A 20,433-nucleotide genomic window follows, 5' to 3' on the forward strand; every position below is an offset into this window, starting at 1 on the left:
GGCTCGCTCCCACAGGGTATGTGGTGCGCTGGAGCGGGTATCAGCTGTGCAGCGTTTCCGCTGCGTACAGCGTGTTCTCCAGCAAACAGGCGCGGGTCATCGGGCCTACGCCACCCGGAACCGGAGTGATCCAGCCGGCGCGGGGCAGGGCGGTCTCGTAGACCACGTCGCCCACCAGCTTGCCGTCTTCCTGGCGATTGATGCCGACGTCGATGACGATGGCGCCTTCCTTGATCCACTCGCCCTTTACCAGGCCAGGCTTGCCGGCGGCCACCACCACCAGGTCCGCACGGCCGACGTGACCGGCCAGGTCCTTGGTGAAGCGGTGGGTCACGGTGACGGTGCAACCGGCCAGCAGCAGCTCCATGGCCATCGGCCGGCCAACGATGTTGGAGGCGCCCACCACCACGGCATCAAGGCCATAGAGGTCCACGCCAGTGCTTTCCAGCAGCGTCATGATGCCCTTGGGGGTGCAGGGGCGCAGCAGCGGGATGCGTTGGGCCAGGCGACCGACGTTATAAGGATGGAAACCGTCGACGTCCTTGTCCGGGCGGATACGCTCCAGCAGCCGGGAGGCGTCGAGGTGTTCAGGCAGTGGCAGCTGGAGCAGGACACCGTCAATGTTCGGGTCTTCGTTCAGGCGATCAATCAGATCGGCCAACGCTTGCTGAGTGGTTTCGGAAGGCAGGTCGTAGGCCTGGGAAAGGAAGCCGACCTCTTCACAGTCTTTACGCTTGTGCGAGACATAAACCTGAGAGGCAGGATCGCTGCCGACCAGGATCACCGCAAGGCCGGGCGTGCGCAGGCCTTGCTGGCGGCGCTCGGAGACTCGTTGGGCGATCTGCTGGCGCAGGCTGGCGGCGATCGATTTGCCGTCGATAAGTTGTGCAGTCATTGCGCGTGGTTAACCATCGAGAGGGGAAAAAAAGAGAACGCATTCTCGCATGCCGGGGCGTGAGGGCAAAGGCGCTTGGTCTGCAAATTCCCCTAACCCCTTTAATTAAATGAATTTTTTTTAGAAAAGAGTTGACGACCTATCGGGCCGTCTATAACATTCGTCGCACTTGTCGGGCACAGCCTAGCACTGGTTAAGAAGGTAGAGCGGAGTTGGATGTTTCAGCTTGGCAAAACTGAAAGCACTTAGTTTGTAATCGTCCAAGAATACAGATTAAAAAGGCGCCCGTAGCTCAGCTGGATAGAGCATCCGCCTTCTAAGCGGATGGTCGCAGGTTCGAGTCCTGCCGGGTGCGCCATTAGGCAGCTTTGGCACAAGTAAGGCAACAAGGCAATATGGTGGGCGTAGCTCAGTTGGTAGAGCACGGGATTGTGACTCCCGTTGTCGTGGGTTCGATCCCCATCGTCCACCCCATATTCTAGAAAGGCGCCAGATGTAATCATCTGGCGCCTTTGCTTTAAAAGCTTGATACGCGGATGTGGTGGAATTGGTAGACACACTGGATTTAGGTTCCAGCGCCGCAAGGTGTGAGAGTTCGAGTCTCTCCGTCCGCACCATACAAGTCGCTATTTAAATAGCAGAAAACGGCGCAGTACCTGAAAAGGGCTGCGCCGTTTTTGTTTTCAGGGGTTTTGTGGCTGCTGCCGTTCCTGCTCCGGAGCTGTCGCGGTGGTTGCTTCGTCGCGATTGTGTTTCGTGATGATGCGCAGCAAGCCGTCGGTTTCCTTGTGGGGCTGGGCATCGCGCGCTTCGACCCTGCGCTTCTATATATAGGAAGCGTTGGCGCAGAGCCTTTGGTTGATCGAGTGTATTTGCAAACCGGGCGAGGCGGCACCGTTTGCCTCGCTTCTAAATCCGGCGTCTGTTTCCAACCCGTTTTCAGTAGGGTGACTTCTTGAGTTTGACCTACTAGAATGCATGCCCTTGATTCTGGGGTCGGAAACGCCCGGCCAACGTCTGTGCAACGAGGAATATCCATGCAAGTTTCTGTTGAAAATACTTCTGCTCTTGAGCGCCGCATGAGCGTCATCGTGCCGGCTGAGCGCATCGAGACTCAGGTCAACAAGCGTCTGCAGCAGACTGCCCAAAAGGCCAAAATCCCGGGTTTCCGTCCAGGCAAAGTGCCGATGAGCGTGATCCGTCAGCGTTACGAAGCTGATGCGCGCCAGGAAGCCGTGGGCGACGTGATCCAGTCTTCGTTCTACGAAGCCGTGGTCGAGCAGAAGTTGAACCCGGCCGGCGCGCCGTCGGTCGAGCCTAAAGTGCTGGAAAAAGGCAAGGACCTGGAATTCGTCGCGACGTTCGAAGTGTTCCCGGAGTTCACCGTCGCCGGTTTCGACTCCATCGCTGTCGAGCGCTTGAGCGCCGACGTGACGGACGCCGACCTGGACAAGATGCTGGACATCCTGCGCAAGCAGAACACCCGTTTCGAAGTGGCCGATCGTGCTGCCCAGAACGAAGACCAGCTGAACATCGATTTCGTCGGCAAGGTCGACGGTGAAGTGTTCGCCGGCGGTTCCGCCAAGGCCACCCAGCTGGTGCTGGGTTCCGGTCGCATGATCCCGGGCTTCGAAGATGGCCTGGTCGGCGCCAAGGCCGGTGAAGAGCGCGTGCTGAACGTGACCTTCCCCGAGGACTACCAGAACCTGGACCTGGCTGGCAAAGCCGCCGAGTTCACCGTGACCGTCAACAGCGTTTCCGAGCCTAAACTGCCTGAGCTGAACGAAGAGTTCTTCGCCCAGTTCGGCATCAAGGAAACCGGCCTGGAAGGCTTCCGCGCCGAAGTTCGCAAGAACATGGAGCGTGAGCTGCGCCAGGCGATCAAGTCCAAGGTCAAGAACCAGGTCATGGACGGTCTGCTGGCCTCCAACCCGATCGAAGTGCCAAAGGCCCTGCTGGACAACGAAGTGAACCGTCTGCGCGTGCAGGCCGTCCAGCAGTTCGGTGGCAACATCAAGCCGGACCAACTGCCGGCCGAGCTGTTCGAAGAGCAAGCCCGGCGTCGCGTCGTGCTGGGCCTGATCGTTGCCGAGGTGGTCAAGCAGTTTGAACTCAAGCCTGACGAAACCCGCGTTCGCGAGCTGATCCAGGAAATGGCGTCGGCCTATCAGGAACCTGAGCAGGTCGTGTCCTGGTACTACAAGAACGAGCAGCAACTGAACGAAGTCCGTTCGGTTGTGCTGGAAGAACAAGTTGTGGATACTGTTCTGCAGAAAGCTAGCGTGACCGATAAAGCGGTCTCTTACGAAGAAGCGGTCAAGCCGGTGGAAGCTCCACAAGCCGATTGATGGTTTTGCGGTAAGAAATACACACCATAAGCCAGCCTTCGTGCTGGCTTATGCGTATTCAAGACATAACTATTTGGGAGTGACTGCGAGACATGTCCCGCAATTCTTTTTACCAGCAGAGCTCTGACATCCAAGCCGCAGGCGGCCTGGTCCCGATGGTTATCGAGCAGTCCGCCCGTGGCGAACGTGCCTATGACATCTACTCGCGCCTGCTCAAGGAACGCGTCATTTTCCTGATCGGCCCCGTTGAAGACTACATGGCCAACCTGGTCGCGGCGCAACTGCTGTTCCTTGAAGCGGAAAACCCGGACAAGGACATCCATCTCTACATCAACTCACCGGGCGGTTCGGTGACTGCAGGCATGTCGATCTACGACACCATGCAGTTCATCAAGCCGGACGTTTCCACCATCTGCATCGGCCAGGCCTGCAGCATGGGCGCGTTCCTGCTCGCCGGCGGCGCAGCGGGCAAGCGTCACTGCCTGCCTAACTCGCGCATGATGATTCACCAGCCATTGGGCGGCTTCCAGGGCCAGGCGTCGGACATCGACATCCATGCCAAGGAAATCCTCCATATCCGTTCGCGCCTGAATTCGCTGCTGGCCCATCACACCGGCCAAAGCCTCGAAACCATCGAGCGTGACACCGAGCGCGACAACTTCATGAGCGCCGAGCGTGCAGCCGAATACGGGCTGATCGACTCTGTGATCAACAAGCGTCAAATGCCTGCCTAAGCCGCTCAAAATGCAGGTGGTTGGGATGACCGGCCGCCTGCGGGCTTGAAAAAGCCCGCAATTGCCTTCATCTTGTGTTGCAAGCCTATCGGATTTGGATCGATCGAATGACTGACACCCGCAACGGCGAGGACAACGGCAAACTGCTTTATTGCTCCTTCTGTGGCAAAAGCCAGCATGAAGTACGCAAATTGATTGCCGGCCCCTCGGTCTTCATTTGCGACGAGTGCGTCGACCTGTGCAATGACATCATCCGCGAGGAGGTGCAGGAAGCCCAGGCCGAAAGCAGCGCGCATAAATTGCCTTCGCCTAAAGAAATCAGCGGCATCCTTGACCAGTATGTAATCGGTCAGGAACGTGCGAAAAAGGTACTGGCCGTAGCGGTGTATAACCACTACAAGCGCCTGAACCAGCGTGACAAAAAGAATGACGAGGTCGAACTCGGCAAGAGCAACATCCTGCTGATCGGCCCGACAGGCTCGGGTAAGACCCTGCTTGCCGAAACCCTGGCCCGCTTGCTGAACGTTCCGTTCACCATCGCCGACGCTACCACGCTTACCGAAGCGGGTTATGTCGGTGAGGACGTCGAGAACATCATTCAGAAGTTGCTGCAAAAGTGCGACTACGATGTGGAAAAAGCCCAGATGGGCATCGTCTACATCGACGAAATCGACAAGATTTCCCGCAAGTCCGACAACCCGTCCATTACCCGGGATGTTTCCGGCGAGGGCGTTCAGCAGGCCTTGCTCAAGTTGATCGAAGGCACGGTTGCTTCCGTTCCACCCCAAGGTGGCCGCAAGCATCCGCAGCAGGAGTTTCTGCAGGTCGACACCCGTAACATCCTGTTCATCTGCGGCGGTGCGTTCTCCGGCCTGGAAAAGGTCATCCAGAATCGCTCTACCCGTGGCGGCATCGGTTTCAACGCCGAAGTGCGCAGCAAGGAAGAAGGCAAGAAGGTGGGCGAGTCCCTGCGTGAAGTCGAGCCTGACGATTTGGTCAAGTTCGGTCTGATTCCGGAATTCGTCGGCCGCTTGCCGGTCCTGGCGACGCTGGACGAGTTGGATGAAGCAGCGTTGATGCAGATTCTGACCGAGCCGAAGAACGCCCTGACCAAGCAGTACGCCAAGCTGTTCGAAATGGAAGGTGTAGACCTGGAATTCCGTTCGGATGCGCTGAAGTCGGTCGCCAAGCGTGCCCTGGAACGTAAAACCGGTGCCCGTGGATTGCGCTCGATCCTGGAAGGCGTGTTGCTCGACACGATGTATGAAATCCCCTCGCAGTCCGAGGTGAGCAAGGTCGTGATCGACGAAAGCGTTATCGAAGGCAAGTCCAAGCCACTGTATATCTACGAAAACAGTGAGCCGGCTGCCAAGGCCGCACCGGACGCTTAAGCGTCCCGCTGCCGGAACAAAGGAGGGGCCTTCGGGCCCCTTTGCTTTTTGTGGCGGTGTAATAAACCCTCTCGCCACAAACCAGCACACGGCTTTTATTTCTTTTAGCAGGCTGGCATGGCCTTAGCGCTTGTTTTTTTTCAGAGCTGCCCCCATCTTGGTTTCAAGCTTACTTCCATCTGTTTCCGGCCCTAGGGCCGCCGTAGAGGCCAAATCATGAAGACAACCATCGAATTGCCTCTCCTGCCATTGCGTGATGTCGTGGTGTATCCGCACATGGTTATCCCGCTGTTCGTGGGGCGCGAGAAGTCTATCGAAGCCCTCGAGGCTGCGATGACGGGTGACAAGCAGATTCTTTTGCTGGCTCAGAGAAATCCTGCTGATGATGATCCCGGTGAAGACGCACTCTACCGCGTAGGTACAATTGCGACGGTTCTGCAACTGCTCAAGCTGCCCGATGGCACCGTCAAGGTCCTGGTGGAAGGCGAGCAGCGCGGCACGGTCGAGCGTTTCAGCGAAGTGGACGGCCACTGCCGTGCCGAAGTGTCGCTGATCGACGAGGTCGATGCGCCCGAGCGTGAATCCGAGGTGTTTGTTCGCAGCCTGCTGTCGCAGTTCGAACAATACGTTCAACTGGGCAAGAAGGTGCCTGCCGAGGTTCTGTCGTCGCTTAACAGCATCGATGAACCTGGGCGGCTGGTCGATACGATGGCGGCCCACATGGCGCTCAAGATCGAGCAGAAGCAGGAAATTCTCGAGATCATAGATTTGTCGGCCCGTGTCGAACACGTGTTGGCATTGCTCGACGGCGAAATCGACCTGCTGCAGGTTGAGAAGCGCATCCGCGGTCGCGTCAAGAAACAGATGGAGCGCAGCCAGCGCGAGTACTACCTGAATGAGCAGATGAAGGCCATTCAGAAGGAGCTCGGCGATGGCGACGAGGGCCACAACGAAATCGAAGAACTGAAAAAACGCATCGATGCCGCCGGTCTCCCGAAGGATGCACTGGCCAAGGCCCAAGCAGAGCTGAACAAGCTCAAGCAGATGTCGCCAATGTCTGCGGAAGCCACCGTGGTGCGCTCCTACATCGACTGGCTGGTCCAGGTGCCGTGGAAGGCCCAGAGCAAAGTACGTCTCGACCTGGCGCGTGCCGAAGACATCCTCGACGCCGACCATTATGGTCTGGAAGAGGTCAAGGAACGTATTCTCGAATACCTCGCCGTGCAAAAGCGCGTGAAGAAAATTCGTGGCCCGGTCCTTTGCCTGGTGGGGCCTCCCGGGGTCGGTAAAACCTCCCTGGCGGAGTCGATTGCTCACGCCACCAACCGCAAATTTGTCCGCATGGCCCTCGGTGGCGTGCGCGATGAAGCGGAAATCCGCGGTCATCGCCGCACATACATTGGTTCGATGCCAGGAAGATTGATTCAAAAGATGACAAAGGTTGGCGTGCGCAACCCTTTGTTCCTTTTGGACGAAATCGACAAGATGGGCAGCGACATGCGCGGCGATCCCGCCTCTGCGTTGCTCGAAGTGCTCGATCCGGAGCAGAATCACAACTTCAACGATCACTACCTGGAGGTCGATTACGACCTGTCGGACGTGATGTTCCTCTGCACCTCCAACTCCATGAATATTCCGCCGGCATTGCTGGACCGGATGGAGGTGATTCGTCTGCCGGGCTACACCGAGGACGAGAAGATCAACATCGCCGTCAAATACCTTTCGCCCAAGCAGATCCAGGCCAATGGCCTGAAAAAAGGCGAGCTGGAGTTCGACGAAGAGGCGATTCGCGACATCATCCGCTACTACACCCGAGAAGCCGGTGTGCGGGGCCTGGAGCGCCAGATTGCCAAGGTCTGCCGCAAGGCGGTCAAGGAGCATGCGCTGGAAAAACGCTTCGCGGTCAAGGTCACTGCAGACCTGCTGGAGCATTTCCTCGGCGTGCGCAAATTCCGCTACGGCCTGGCCGAGCAGCAGGACCAGATCGGCCAGGTCACCGGCCTGGCGTGGACGCAGGTCGGTGGTGAGTTGCTGACCATCGAAGCGGCCGTGGTGCCGGGCAAGGGCCAACTGATCAAGACCGGTTCCCTGGGCGACGTGATGGTCGAGTCGATCACCGCCGCGCTGACGGTGGTGCGCAGTCGTGCCCGTAGCCTGGGGATTCCCCTGGACTTCCACGAAAAGCGCGACACGCATATCCATATGCCGGAAGGGGCGACCCCCAAGGATGGCCCGAGCGCCGGCGTAGGCATGTGCACGGCCCTGGTGTCGGCGTTGACCGGGATTCCGGTGCGTGCCGATGTCGCCATGACCGGCGAAATCACCCTGCGCGGCCAGGTGTTGGCAATCGGTGGCTTGAAGGAAAAACTGCTGGCGGCACACCGTGGCGGGATCAAGATTGTGATCATTCCCGAAGAGAATGTCCGCGACCTGAAGGAAATTCCTGACAACATTAAGCGCGATCTTCAGATCAAACCGGTTAAATGGATTGACGAGGTCCTGCAAATTGCGCTGCAATACGCGCCGGAGCCCTTGCCGGATGTGGCTCCGGAGATAGTCGCGAAGGACGAAAAGCGCGAATCTGACTCTAAGGAAAGAATTAGCACGCATTAATACGCATTTGCCTGGGGGGCTTTCTTGACAGTTTTTTAGAGCCCTTGTTATAAAGCGGCTCTTAAGTGTCTGCAGGCCATTCAGCACTCGTTTTTGCTTTCACCAAAAAAACTTAGAATCATCTCAAATAGATATAAGGGGACTTAGAGTGAACAAGTCGGAACTGATTGATGCTATCGCTGCATCCGCTGATATCCCGAAAGCTGCTGCTGGCCGTGCGCTGGACGCTGTAATCGAATCCGTCACTGGCGCTCTGAAGGCTGGCGACTCCGTTGTTCTGGTGGGTTTCGGTACCTTCTCCGTTACCGATCGTCCAGCACGTATCGGTCGCAACCCGCAGACCGGCAAAACGCTGGAAATCGCTGCTGCCAAGAAGCCAGGCTTCAAAGCTGGTAAAGCGCTGAAAGAAGCCGTTAACTAAGGTTTCGTTGAGTTTATCCGGGTCGGGTCATGCCTGGCTTGGCAGCGGAGCGGTAACAGGGCCGGTTGCGACCGGTCTGGCACGCCAAGGCTTGAAGGTTCAAGCCGGGTCCGCTCCGCCAGTTACGAGAAGGCGCATCCTCGGATGCGCCTTTCTTCTATCCGGATTCTACCCACGCTCCACGGTTGCCTAAATTTGAAGTTCAACCGTTTCTGGGGGACGCATGCTGCAGAATATCAGGGACAATTCACAAGGCTGGATTGCCAAGACCATCATCGGGGTCATCGTCGCATTGATGGCGTTGACTGGTTTCGATGCCATTTTCAAAGCCACTACCAACAGCAACGAAGCGGCCAAGGTCAACGGCGAAAACATCAGCCAGAACGAGCTGAGCCAGGCCGTCGACATGCAGCGCCGTCAGCTCATGCAACAGCTGGGCAAGGACTTCGATGCCTCGCTGCTGGATGAAAAAATGCTGCGTGAGTCGGCGCTCAAGGGCCTGATCGACCGCAAGCTGCTGCTGCAGGGCGCGCACGACGCAAAATTCGCCTTCTCCGAGGCCGCGCTGGATCAAGTGATCCTGCAAACGCCTGAGTTCCAGATCGATGGCAAGTTCAGCCCCGAGCGTTTCGACCAGGTGATCCGCCAACTGGGTTACAGCCGGTTGCAATTCCGCCAGATGTTGGCCCAGGAAATGCTGATCGGCCAGCTGCGCGCTGGCCTGGCCGGTAGCGGTTTCGTCACCGATGCCCAGGTATTGGCCTTTGCCCGTCTTGAAAAACAGACCCGTGATTTCGCCACCTTGAACATCAAGGCCGATCCGGCGACCGTGAAGTTGACCGATGACGAGGTCAAGGCTTACTACGACCAGCACGCCAAGGAATTCATGACGCCTGATCAGGTGGTCATCGATTACCTCGAGCTGAAAAAGGCCGCGTTCTTTGACCAGGTCAGCGTCAAGGACGAGGACCTGCAAGCGGCCTATCAGAAAGAAATCGCCAACCTGTCCGAACAACGTCGGGCGGCGCACATCCTGATCGAAGTGAACGACAAGGTCACCGAAGCCCAGGCCAAGACGAAGGTCGAAGAAATCCAGGCGCGCCTGGCCAAAGGCGAATCGTTTGAAGCCCTGGCGAAGGAGTTCTCTCAGGACCCGGGTTCGGCGAGCAACGGCGGCGATCTGGGTTACGCGGGGCCGGGTGTCTACGATCCGGCGTTCGAGAAGGCGTTGTATGCCTTGAACAAGGACCAGGTTTCGGCACCGGTGCGCACCGACTTCGGTTTGCATCTGATCAAGCTGCTGGGTGTCGAAGCGCCTGAGGTGCCCAGCTTTGCCAGCCTCAAGGACAAGCTGACCCGCGAGCTGAAGACCCAACAGGTTGAGCAGCGTTTCGTCGAGGCGACCAAGCAACTGGAGGATGCCTCCTTCGAAGCGTCCGATTTGGCCCAGCCAGCCCAGGACCTTAAGCTGGCCGTTCACACGTCGGCGCCGTTCGGCCGTGAAGGCGGGGAAGGGATTGCGGCCAACCGTGCGGTCGTGACCGCTGCGTTCAGCCCGGAAGTGCTGGAGGAGGGTGCCAACAGCACCGCCATCGAGCTGGACCCGGAAACGGTCGTGGTGCTGCGTGCCAAGGAGCATCGCAAGCCTGAGCAGATGCCGCTGGAAAGTGTGGCGGGGCCGATTCGCGCCCAATTGGCCAAGGAGCATGCCAGTGCGGCTGCCAAGACCAAGGCTGACGAATTGATTGCCAGCTTGCGCGACGGCAAGGCTGCCCTGGATAAGCCGGTCGACGGCCAGGCCTGGAAGGCTTCCGAAGCGGTGACCCGCAGCCAGGAGGGTATCGACCCTGCGGTGCTGCAGGCCCTGTTCCGTATGCCCAAGCCTGAGTCGAAGGGCAAGCCGACGTTCGCCAGCGTGACGTTGCCTGACGGCAGTCTGGTGATCGTGCGTCTGAACGGCGTGAACGAAGCGGCGGCTCCGACGGATGCAGAGAAAGTCGAATACCGCCGCTACCTCGCGTCGCGCGTCGGCCAGCAGGACTTTGCGGCGTACCGCAAGCAGTTGGAAAGCCAGGCGGACATCAAGCGTTTCTGATGCCCTGAAGGTTGCCAGTCCAGGACCCCGGCCGAAACGCCGGGGTCTTTTTGTATCCACCTTTGCGTTTGAAAGGTGGTACTCGTCAGTCCATCGGGCTCACGTCTTTTTCCTGCAAACAACCCCCAGTAGACTTGTCACTCCTTTGAAACAAGATTACTCACGCTGTCGGGTCGCGTTCTGTTGCACAATACGCCCCGGATCGTTTTCCTCAGGATGTTCAATGTTTACATCATTTCATATGCGCACCCTTGGACTCGCATTGGCGCTGCTCGCCGCCGCCGGTTGCTCGTCGAAGAAAACCGCCGTGTACGAGCACGAGAGCTTCGATGATTCCGGCACGTTCTCGCGCACTTATCCCGTCAGCGATACGGCCACTTGCGAGGCCGGTCGTCGGGCGTTGCTCAGTCAGGGATACATCATCACCAGCAGCGATCCGAAACTGGTCAGCGGTCACAAGAGCTTTCAGCAGACGGGCGAAAGCCACCTGGAGATCAGCTTCAACCTGGTCTGCGCCGAAGACGGCGGAGCCGGGCACCGCGCGACCATGTTCGCCAACGCCTTGCAGGACCGTTATGCCCTGAAGAAGACCAACAACTCCGCCAGCCTTGGCGTCGGCGTGTTGGGCTCGGTATCGATGCCGATCGGGTCATCCGATGATGCGATGGTCAAGGTCGCCAGCGAAACCGTGTCGGCGGCCAAGTTCTATGAGCGGTTCTTTGCCTTGGTGGAGGTTTTCCTGCCGCCTGAAGCGAAGAAAAACGCCGTGAATGCCGACAAGCCGAAGGCGGAGCTGGGTGTTCCGGAAACCAAGGGCGAGCCGGCTGCACTGGCGCCTGCTTCCGAGCCTCAACCGGCACCGGCACCGGCACCTGCCGCGCCGGCAGACACGGCTGCGCCTGCTGGTACAGCCCCTGCTGCGTCGGAGCCGGTCGCACCGCCGAGCGAGCCCGCGCCGATTGCGCCCGCCGAATATGCACCGCCAGTAGCGCCGGAATCGACGATGGAGGTGATTACCCCACCCCCGGCGAGTCACTTGCCGGCCCCGACCGAGTCAATCCAACCGCTTCCCTCGTACTGAAGCCGGTGGCAGCAGCGACATTTCTTGCCACACCTGCTTGCGGCGATTTCCCGGCGCTGTGCTACGTTTAAAACATGAAGCCTTGGCTTCATGTTTTGTTCATAAAGCAGCTTTATGCTGGCACCCAGGCCATCAAGGCATCGGTTTCAACAACAGAGGAAGGACTCGCAATGGATGACTATCAGGAAGAGCTGCTGGAATACCAGGCGTATGAACTGGACCCGCTGGAGCCTGCCGAGGATGCGACGGAGCTTTAGGAGCAGCTGCGAGCTGCAAGTTATTAACCGCAAGCTGAATACTTTGAAGCTTGAGGTTTGAGGCTTGAAGCTTGAAGCTCAGTTAACCCTATGACTGCGGCGAAACTCCCCCGGCGTCTGGGCGTTCCAGCGCTTGAACGCACGTTGGAAAGCCTCGGCTGAGGCAAATCCCAACAGATAGGCGATTTCACCGAACGCCAGTTCGGTGTCGCGGATGTACGTCATGGCCAGGTCGCGGCGGGTGTCGTTGAGGATTGCGCGAAACTGCGTACCTTCCTCGGCCAGCTTGCGACGCAGGGTCCAGGTGGGCAGTTTCAGGCGCGCCGCCACCTCTTCCAGGTCGGGTTCCCGGCCACCGTTGAGCAACGGTCCCAGCAGCTGGATAATGCGCTCGCGCAGGCTGCGGGTACGGGTCAATTGCTCCAGTTCCCGTTCACATAACTGAACCAGGTGTTGCCAGGTACTTGGACAATGCTGCGGGTTTCGCTGGGCCAGGCTGTCCAGACCCAGGCGCAGTTGATTGTGTTCGGCGCCAAACTGGATCGGGCAATCACCGAGCGTGCGATAGGCGTCCAGGTACGCTGGCTCGTCGAATTCGATCTCGATGCGTTCCGGCCGCAGCGCGACGCTGCACACGCTGGACATCTGGGTAAGCCAGCCGGCGATGATCGAATCCACGACGAAGCGGTTGTAGGCGTTATACGGGCTGATGGAATAGAACCGCAGCCAGGCGCCCCGGGCATCCTCGTGGAAACTGGATTGACCGCGATAGTTGGAACCATACAGCGGCTCGAAGCGGATCATGCAACGGGCGGCTTCGCGCACGGTTGGCGCCTGGGCAGCGGTGACGCCCGCCAGCCCGGCCTGGCTCAAACGGCTGAGCTGGCCCATGCGCAGGCCCAAGGCCGGCTCCCCGGTCTGTTGGATGGCGGCGTGGCCCAGGCGCATATAACGCGGAATCGACAGGCGTGCGCCGGGTTCGCTCAACCGCGCCGCATCGAGACCGTATTGTTCGAGCAGGGGCTGGGGGTCCTGTCCATGGCTGGCTACTGCGTCGGCCAGGCTGTGGACGAAGCCCACCGACAGATCCCCCAGGCGCATCGGCTGCGGTTTCATGTTCACAGCCACAGGTTCAGCAGACGCGCGCCACGGGCTTTGCCATCCGCAAAGTGTTGGCCGTCATGGCTGACGAAGCTCTGGCCGCTGCTGCCGCTGTCCCAGAATTGACCCCGCAGGAAGACGCTGATACCGCCCCGGGCCTGGCTGATGGGCAACTGGGAGGTGAGCGTCAGGCGATGCCAGGCCTGGCCTTCGCTGGTTTCCCCAGGTTTGAGGCTGATTTCGCTTGGCGTGGACAGGCCCTTATAGCCGCTCCAGGGTTTGTCCCAGGTGTCGCGCCCGATGACGAAAGCGGGCACCGCGATCAGTTGCGCGCCCAGCTCATTGAGTTGTCGGTAGTGGACCGGGTACCAGCTGTCGCTGCCGATCAACACGCCGAGGCGCCCGGCGGGCGTGTCGATGACGTGGATGGCCTCCGGGTGCTCGGCCCCCAGCACGTCCCGTTGCTCGAACACCGGATGTCGCTGGCGTTGTGGCTGGCCGACTGGACGACCATCGCTGCCGAACACCAGGCTGCTGTTATACAACGCACCGCGACCGACCTTCAGTTCACCTTCGCTGACGCTGGGCTCGGGAAGCACGATGGAGCCGGCTACCAGGGTGACGCCGAACTCCTTGGCCAAACCGCCAAACAGCGCCTGGTAGTCATGGGCCATCCGCTCGGCCTTCATGCGCAGGTAGGCATCGTCCAGCCGGTTATCGCCTCGGGTACTGAGCAGCGCCTGGATGAATGCCACCGGGTTGCTGATCGCCAGCCATCTCATGGCTTCCTTCAGCGTGGCAGCCTGATACAGCTCATCCTTTTCACCGCTGACCATCAGCCAGGTGCCGATGTGTTCGGGCAACACCACGATGGTCTTGTCGTTGAGCAAGCCCTGGTCGCGAGCAGTCTGCAAATAGGCCGCCAGTTTGCGGTGCAGGCGCTCGGGGCTCTGGTAGTCGGTTGGGAACAGTTCGGGCTGGATGCCCAGCAAGTTGCCACGGTCTGCAGGTGTGCCCTGGTCGACTGCCAGGTTGATGCGCAGGTCCGACAGGTAATGACCCGCCGGACGATCCGCCGTCCACAGTGCATAGGTGATCAGGACGGCGACCAGGGCCAGTGAAAACAGCAGGTACAGAAATTTGCGCATGGGGACATCAGCGGCCGGGTGCGGATTCGATGACAAGGGTAGGGCTCGGGGACGTTATTGCCAAGGGGGGCTGCGCATTTGGATCATTAAGTTGTCAGTTACGGTCATTGAGCGCCCGCAGCCCGGCTCTTAGGCTGTGGGCATGACTGAGGGAAGCCACAGAGCTTCCGCCTTTTCCGTGTTCGCCCGTTGTGGAGTTACCGATGACCGCCGCCCATTACCCGCACCTGCTGGCTCCGTTGGACCTGGGTTTTACCACCTTGCGCAACCGTACCCTGATGGGGTCGATGCACACCGGTCTCGAAGAAAAGCCGGGCGGTTTCGAGCGCATGGCGGCCTATTTTGCCGAGCGCGCCCGAGGCGGCGTGGGCCTGATGGTCACCGGTGGGATCGGGCCGAATGACGAGGGCGGCGTTTACTCCGGCGCGGCCAAGCTGACCACCGAAGAGGAAGCTCTCAAGCATCGGATCGTGACCCGCGCGGTCCACGAGGCCGGTGGCAAGATCTGCATGCAGATTCTCCATGCCGGGCGCTACGCCTACAGCCCCAAGCAAGTGGCGCCCAGTGCGATCCAGGCACCGATCAACCCGTTCAAGCCCAAGGAACTGGACGAGGCGGGCATCGAGAAGCAGATCAGCGATTTCGTCACCTGTTCGGTATTGGCCCAGAAGGCTGAGTACGACGGCGTCGAGATCATGGGCTCGGAAGGTTATTTCATTAACCAGTTCCTGGCAGCCCACACCAATCATCGCACCGACCGCTGGGGCGGCAGCTACGAAAACCGCATGCGCCTGCCAGTGGAAATTGTCCGTCGGGTGCGTGAGGCGGTCGGGCCGAATTTCATCATTATCTTTCGTTTGTCGATGCTTGACCTGGTGGAAGGCGGCAGCGCCTGGGACGAAATCGTCCAGTTGGCCAAGGCTATCGAGCAGGCCGGCGCGACGATCATCAACACCGGCATCGGCTGGCATGAAGCACGGATTCCCACCATCGCCACCAAGGTGCCGCGAGCGGCGTTCAGCAAAGTCACGGCCAAGCTGCGCGGTTCGGTGAGCATTCCGTTGATCACCACCAACCGCATCAACACGCCGGAGGTGGCCGAGCAGATCCTCGCCGAAGGCGATGCCGACATGGTCTCCATGGCGCGACCGTTCCTGGCGGATCCGGAGTTCGTCAACAAGGCAGCCGCCGGTCGCAGCGATGAAATCAACACCTGCATCGGCTGCAACCAGGCCTGCCTCGACCATACCTTCGGCGGCAAGCTCACCAGTTGCCTGGTGAACCCGCGGGCCTGCCATGAAACCGAACTCAACTACCTGCCGGTGACCCAGGTGAAGAAAATCGCCGTGGTCGGTGCCGGCCCGGCCGGGTTGTCCGCCGCCACCGTGGCCGCCGAGCGCGGGCACCAGGTGACGTTGTTCGATTCGGCCAGCGAAATCGGTGGCCAGTTCAACGTGGCCAAGCGCGTGCCGGGCAAGGAAGAGTTCTACGAGACCCTGCGTTATTTCAATCGCAAGTTGCAGACGACGAATGTCGAGCTGTGTCTCAACACCCGGGTGGACGTGGCGAAGCTGGTGGACGGTGGTTACGACGAGATCATCCTCGCCACCGGCATCGCCCCGCGTGTACCGGCGATTCCCGGCGTGGATCACGCCAAGGTGCTGAGCTACCTGGACGTGATCCTGGAACGCAAACCGGTGGGTCACAGCGTCGCGGTGATTGGCGCCGGCGGTATCGGCTTCGACGTGTCGGAGTTCCTGGTGCACCAAGGCGTTTCCACCAGCCAGGACCGTGAAGCGTTCTGGAAGGAATGGGGCATCGACACTCACCTCCAGGCCCGTGGCGGTGTGGCCGGGATCCGCGCCGAGCCCCATGCCCCGGCGCGTCAGGTATTCCTGTTGCAGCGCAAGGCATCCAAGGTGGGCGACGGCCTGGGCAAGACCACCGGCTGGATTCACCGCACGGGCCTGAAGAACAAGCAAGTGCAGATGCTCAACAGTGTCGAGTACCTGAAGATCGACGACAACGGCCTGCACATTCGCATCGGCGAAGCTGGCGAGCCACAGGTGCTGCCGGTGGACAACATCGTGATCTGCGCCGGCCAGGATCCGCTGCGTGAATTGCAGGAAGGCCTGGAAGCGGCAGGGCAGAATGTTCATCTCATCGGCGGTGCTGACGTGGCGGCGGAGCTGGATGCCAAGCGGGCGATCAACCAGGGTTCGCGATTGGCGGCGCAGCTCTAAGGCGCCCGCCCTGTAGACGTTTGATCCCCTGTGGGAGCGAGCCTGCTCGCGATGGCGGTTTGTCAGTTGCAGACGTGCTGACTGATCCACCGCCATCGCGAGCAGGCTCGCTCCCACAGGGGTTACGGCCATCGAGCTGGTAAGATAGCGATCATCTTTTCCCTCGGTCTGTCGCAATGCTTTGCTCCACCCTCGACTGGCACCCACAACCGCGACTCGAACGCCTTCATCTCGACTGGCTCGCCCGTGCCGGTGTGGAAGTGGCGGTGTTGCGCCTGGACCGGATTGATCCGCTGATCAGCGGTAACAAGTGGTTCAAGCTGGTTCATCATCTGCGTGCCGCCCACGAGGCGGGTGCTGGGGGCGTCATGAGCCTGGGCGGCGCTTATTCAAACCATCTGCATGCGTTGGCGGCGGCGGGCAAGCGCTATGGCTTTGCAACGCTCGGACTGCTGCGCGGTCAGCCCCGGGAGACGCCGACCGTGCTGGACCTTGAAGCGTTCGGCATGGAACTGCATTGGCTGGGTTACGGCGGTTACCGAGCGCGCCACGCGGCGGATTTCTGGGTGCCCTGGCGAGCACGTTATCCGCATTTTTACCCCGTGCCCGAAGGCGGTTCAGGATTGCCCGGCGCCCAAGGCTGCATGGCCTGGGTAACCAGCGTTCGGGAACAATTGGCAGCGTTGGGTTGGGCGGATTATCACGGCTGGTGGCTGGCTTGCGGCACGGGGACGTCGCTGGCGGGGCTGGTGCTGGCCGAGGCGGGGGAGCGTCCGGTCCATGGCGTGTTGGCCGTGCCCGAGGATCACGGCGTGGCGCAGCAGGTCGAGAGCATCATCGCCGCAGCGGGGCTTGCCCATTCGCGTTATGAATTGTTCGACGGCAGCCGTGGCGGTTTTGCCCGGGTCGATGCCGAACTCACTGCCTTCATCGCCACCACCGACGCCATCGAGTTGGAGCCGCTGTACACCGGCAAGGCCCTGATGGCGCTCAAGGCGCAGGTCGAGGCCGGGCGATTTGCCCCGGGCACGCGCCTGGTCTTCGTGCACACCGGCGGCTTGCAAGGCCGCCGGGGGTTCGAATAACCGCCCTCAGCCGCGCTTGGGCATCATCCGCAGCAACGTGTTGTCGCGGACCACATAGTGATGATACAGCCCCGCCAGAGCATGCAGCCCGATCAACCAATAGCCGATAGTGCCGCCCAGCACATGCCAGCCTTCCAGCTGTTTGGCGAAGTTCTTGTCCTGATGGATGAGCAACGGCAAATCGAAACCGTAGAACATCACCTGGTGCCCTTCGGCGCTGGTGATCAGCCAGCCCAGCAGCGGCATGGCGATCATGAACAGGTACAGCGCCCAGTGCATCAGGCGAGCCAGAAGCGTTTGCCAGACAGGCGACGCCGGAAAGATCGCCGGGGCCTTGCCCATGCTGCGGGCGAACAGGCGCAGCCAGACCAGCAGGAACACAGTCAGGCCGAGCATGAAATGCGCTTCCTTGATCAGGGTCCGACCGCCACTGCCCTTGGGGAAAATCCCGCGGAATTCGATGCAGGCGTAAACCACGGCCAGCAGAACCAGCATCAGCCAGTGCAAGGTCACCGTGACGGTACTGTAGCGGCTTTCTGAGTTTTTCCAGGGCATTGCAGGTCTCTCCAACAATCAGGGTGAAGCGCCGTCTTGAGCAGCGTTATGTGTACTGTAAGCCCGTTTCGCTGGGTTTGCTTGTGCTGGATCAGGTTTTGTCAGGGCGCCAGGTCCGGCGGGTTCAGCAGCCAGTCCAGCAGCAGCCCCGCATCATGGGGTCCCTGCGGCGTTTTCACCGGTACGGGGGTGGGCCCGGCACCGGGGTCCAAAACCCCAGGGCAAAGCACCGGTCGGTCGGGGTCGCCATCGAGGAAACTCACCAGCACCTGGCTGCCGGCCAGCAAGGCGGACTGCTCCTTGGGCGTCAATCGCGACACCGGCAGCGGGATGCCCTCCTGATCCGGCGCCCACAGGCTGACACTGACCTGGCCGCGTTCATCGGGCTTCACCGGTTGGCCAGTGTCGCCGAGCACATGGGCAAGGTGATAGCCCGGGATGCACGGCTTGGGGTGTTTAAGCGCCGGCCTGAATACGGTGGACCACGGGATGGCAGTGAACCGGTTGCGGTAGTCCCGGGCCGAGGGTGGCGTGGGCAGGTTCGGTTCCAGGATGGAGAAATGCCGACCGCGATGCTGGACTTCAGTGATCAGCCACTGGTCGTTGAAGGCTGACACCGGGTGTTCGCCGATCTGCACGAGGTGGCCGCCACGCAGGGTCGGTTGAGTGCTGTGGCCGTGGATTTGCCGTTGTCGGCAGCGCAGGCGTTCCAAGTGGCGGCGAGCGGTCTGGTGGGGATGAGCCAGGACCGGATTGCCCCGCAAGGCTTCGGGCTCGGTACGTTCAAAGGCATGATTGGCCGCCGAGGCCTCGATTTCGCCGCTGGCCCGATCACTGAACCCGACGGGCAGGCCTGGCATCATTGGCTGGTGACGCAGGTACAACCGCTTGATCGCCGGCTTCACGCTGTCGTCTGTGCACAGGGTCAACTCCATGGGCGATGGGGGAAAGCTTGCCGGGTCTTCGGCGAACACCAGCACATGCCCCTGGGGCGCGTGTTCAAAGTGATAGTGAATACCTTCTTCTTCACACAGCCGTTGCAGCAAAGCCAGGTCGCTTTCCTCGTATTGGATGCAGAAGGGCCGGCGCGGGTACTGCCCATGAGGCAATTCGAAGCGGTAACTGTCGGCGGGCAGTGCGTGGTGCTCCAGCAGGCGTTGCAGCAATTGCACGACGCTGAGTCGAGTGAACACCTGCCGCCGGGGACCTTGCTCCAGACGCTGGAGGTAAGGCACCAACGTCAGGCGATAGCCGACGCGGTGCGGCGCATGCGCGCTCAGACTGACGCTGTGGACGACCCCGTGGATGCCCGATTCGCCATCCAGGCGCAGGAAGGCCGGCTGCCCCAGTAGCGTGTCGGGGTTCATGGGGGGCGCCAGGCTGATCAGTTCGAGGTCAAAGCGGTACGGCTGGTTGAGGGCTTCCCGACCATTGAGTCGTAGTACTTGCAGTTGCAAGTCGCTTTGCGTGAGGGTCAGGCTGAATGGACTTTCCGTGTCGTTGCGCATTGCGGCTCTTTCTTGCAGGGAGAGAGGCGCAGAGGGTACGAAACCCCAAAGGGAAATGGTGCTTGTGGTCCTCTTTTCAGAAAAGCCCTACAACGCACTGTGAAAATGCCGATTCAGCAGGCTGAATTTTTTGGTCGATCAGCCGGTTTAGGCCGTATAAACTTGCGCCACAGCGCCGGCCGGCAGATGTCTCGGCGCGTCAGACAAGAGAGTGAGTAATGGGCGCACAGTGGAAGGTTAAACACAAAGAAGCGGCTGCGAACGCCAAGGGCAAGATCTTCGGCAAGCTGGTGAAGGAAATCACCATTGCCGCGCGCAACGGCGCCGACACCTCGACCAACGCGCATCTGCGCCTGGTGGTCGAGCAGGCGAAGAAGGCCTCGATGCCGCGCGAGACCCTGGAGCGTGCGATCAAGAAAGGTTCGGGCCAGCTCGGTGAGACCGTGCAGTACCACCGCGTCACCTATGAAGGGTTCGCGCCGCATCAGGTGCCGCTGATCGTTGAATGCGTGACCGACAACATCAACCGCACCGTTGCCGAAATCCGCGTCGCATTTCGTAAGGGCCAATTGGGCGCTTCGGGTTCGGTGGCGTGGGACTTCAACCATGTCGGCATGATCGAGGCCTCGCCGGACAGCCCGGACGCCGATCCGGAAATGGCCGCCATTGAGGCCGGTGCCCAGGATTTCGAAGCGGGCGAAGAGGGCGCGACCTTGTTCATCACCGATCCTGCTGACCTCGACGCGGTGCAGAAGGCCTTGCCGGAGCAGGGTTTCACCGTGTTGGCGGCCAAATTGGGCTATCAACCGAAAAACCCGGTCGCCGGTCTGACCGACGAGCAGATGGCTGAAGTCGAAGCCTTCCTTGAAGGCCTCGATAACCACGATGACGTACAGGACATGTTTGTCGGGTTGGCGGGGTAACCGCAGGCCTTTCCGTGGCGAGGGAGCAAGCTCCC

General features: G+C 60.3%; 16 protein-coding genes and 3 tRNA genes. 14 read left to right on the forward strand and 5 right to left on the reverse strand.

Translation table 11 applies throughout. The features are described 5' to 3' along the window. Positions 1-40: 40 nt before the first annotated feature. Positions 41-895, reverse strand: coding sequence for a bifunctional methylenetetrahydrofolate dehydrogenase/methenyltetrahydrofolate cyclohydrolase FolD (gene folD, locus J7E36_RS08055; protein ID WP_215001645.1), 855 nt, complete (start codon positions 893-895; stop codon positions 41-43). Positions 896-1,176: 281 nt separating this feature from the next. Here folD and J7E36_RS08060 point away from each other — a divergent pair. From J7E36_RS08060 to J7E36_RS08110, 11 genes are all read left to right on the forward strand, one after another. After that, positions 1,177-1,253, forward strand: a tRNA-Arg gene (locus tag J7E36_RS08060). Positions 1,254-1,293: 40 nt separating this feature from the next. Continuing rightward, positions 1,294-1,369, forward strand: a tRNA-His gene (locus tag J7E36_RS08065). A 58-nt stretch (positions 1,370-1,427) separates the two neighbouring features. Further along, a tRNA-Leu gene (locus tag J7E36_RS08070) sits at positions 1,428-1,512 on the forward strand. 420 nt (positions 1,513-1,932) lie between these two features. Next, the gene (gene tig / locus J7E36_RS08075) at positions 1,933-3,243 is read left to right on the forward strand and encodes a trigger factor (protein ID WP_215001647.1); all 1,311 of its coding nucleotides are present in this window, start codon (positions 1,933-1,935) and stop codon (positions 3,241-3,243) included. 92 nt (positions 3,244-3,335) lie between these two features. Further along, entirely contained in the window at positions 3,336-3,977 is a 642-nt protein-coding gene (gene clpP, locus J7E36_RS08080; protein WP_003183177.1) for an ATP-dependent Clp endopeptidase proteolytic subunit ClpP, read from the forward strand. Positions 3,978-4,084: 107 nt separating this feature from the next. Further along, on the forward strand, positions 4,085-5,368 hold the full coding sequence (gene clpX / locus J7E36_RS08085; protein ID WP_024778305.1) for an ATP-dependent Clp protease ATP-binding subunit ClpX: 1,284 nt from the start codon (positions 4,085-4,087) through the stop codon (positions 5,366-5,368). A gap of 216 nt (positions 5,369-5,584) precedes the next feature. Continuing rightward, positions 5,585-7,981, forward strand: coding sequence for an endopeptidase La (lon, locus tag J7E36_RS08090; RefSeq protein ID WP_215001649.1), 2,397 nt, complete (start codon positions 5,585-5,587; stop codon positions 7,979-7,981). A 148-nt stretch (positions 7,982-8,129) separates the two neighbouring features. Then, positions 8,130-8,402 carry an HU family DNA-binding protein gene (locus tag J7E36_RS08095; RefSeq protein WP_002552737.1) on the forward strand — a complete coding sequence of 91 codons (273 nt, stop codon included), beginning with the start codon at positions 8,130-8,132 and terminating at the stop codon, positions 8,400-8,402. Positions 8,403-8,625: 223 nt separating this feature from the next. Next, positions 8,626-10,497: a SurA N-terminal domain-containing protein gene (locus J7E36_RS08100; protein WP_215001651.1), complete on the forward strand. Its 1,872-nt coding sequence runs from the start codon at positions 8,626-8,628 to the stop codon at positions 10,495-10,497. A gap of 223 nt (positions 10,498-10,720) precedes the next feature. Continuing rightward, positions 10,721-11,578: a DUF2242 domain-containing protein gene (locus tag J7E36_RS08105; protein WP_215001654.1), complete on the forward strand. Its 858-nt coding sequence runs from the start codon at positions 10,721-10,723 to the stop codon at positions 11,576-11,578. Positions 11,579-11,652: 74 nt separating this feature from the next. After that, on the forward strand, positions 11,653-11,835 hold the full coding sequence (locus J7E36_RS08110; protein ID WP_215001656.1) for a hypothetical protein: 183 nt from the start codon (positions 11,653-11,655) through the stop codon (positions 11,833-11,835). A gap of 78 nt (positions 11,836-11,913) precedes the next feature. Here J7E36_RS08110 and J7E36_RS08115 read toward each other — a convergent pair whose 3' ends face one another. Together J7E36_RS08115 and J7E36_RS08120 are read right to left on the reverse strand one after the other, a co-directional pair. Further along, positions 11,914-12,951 carry an AraC family transcriptional regulator gene (locus J7E36_RS08115; RefSeq protein WP_215001658.1) on the reverse strand — a complete coding sequence of 346 codons (1,038 nt, stop codon included), beginning with the start codon at positions 12,949-12,951 and terminating at the stop codon, positions 11,914-11,916. 2 nt (positions 12,952-12,953) lie between these two features. Further along, positions 12,954-14,084, reverse strand: coding sequence for a carbon-nitrogen hydrolase family protein (locus tag J7E36_RS08120; protein WP_215001660.1), 1,131 nt, complete (start codon positions 14,082-14,084; stop codon positions 12,954-12,956). Positions 14,085-14,287: 203 nt separating this feature from the next. Here J7E36_RS08120 and J7E36_RS08125 point away from each other — a divergent pair, with 203 nt between their 5' ends. Both J7E36_RS08125 and J7E36_RS08130 read left to right on the forward strand, forming a co-directional pair. Then, positions 14,288-16,327, forward strand: a complete 2,040-nt coding sequence (locus J7E36_RS08125) for an FAD-dependent oxidoreductase (RefSeq protein WP_215001662.1) — start codon at positions 14,288-14,290, stop codon at positions 16,325-16,327. Between the two features lie 176 nt (positions 16,328-16,503). Further along, entirely contained in the window at positions 16,504-17,412 is a 909-nt protein-coding gene (locus tag J7E36_RS08130; RefSeq protein ID WP_215001664.1) for a 1-aminocyclopropane-1-carboxylate deaminase/D-cysteine desulfhydrase, read from the forward strand. Between the two features lie 6 nt (positions 17,413-17,418). On the opposite strand, the gene J7E36_RS08135 is transcribed toward J7E36_RS08130, so the two are convergent. Together J7E36_RS08135 and J7E36_RS08140 are read right to left on the reverse strand one after the other, a co-directional pair. Beyond that, entirely contained in the window at positions 17,419-17,967 is a 549-nt protein-coding gene (locus J7E36_RS08135) for a cytochrome b (protein WP_215001666.1), read from the reverse strand. A 101-nt stretch (positions 17,968-18,068) separates the two neighbouring features. Continuing rightward, positions 18,069-19,475, reverse strand: a complete 1,407-nt coding sequence (locus J7E36_RS08140) for a type VI secretion system Vgr family protein (RefSeq protein ID WP_215001669.1) — start codon at positions 19,473-19,475, stop codon at positions 18,069-18,071. 218 nt (positions 19,476-19,693) lie between these two features. Between J7E36_RS08140 and J7E36_RS08145 the strand changes: the two genes are divergently transcribed. Next, complete coding sequence (locus J7E36_RS08145; RefSeq protein WP_215001671.1) at positions 19,694-20,398, forward strand: YebC/PmpR family DNA-binding transcriptional regulator; 705 nt, start codon at positions 19,694-19,696, stop codon at positions 20,396-20,398. Positions 20,399-20,433: the final 35 nt, after the last annotated feature.

This window comes from Pseudomonas fluorescens (assembly GCF_018614775.1).
In the GTDB taxonomy this organism is placed as follows: Bacteria; Pseudomonadota; Gammaproteobacteria; order Pseudomonadales; family Pseudomonadaceae; genus Aquipseudomonas; species Aquipseudomonas fluorescens_BY.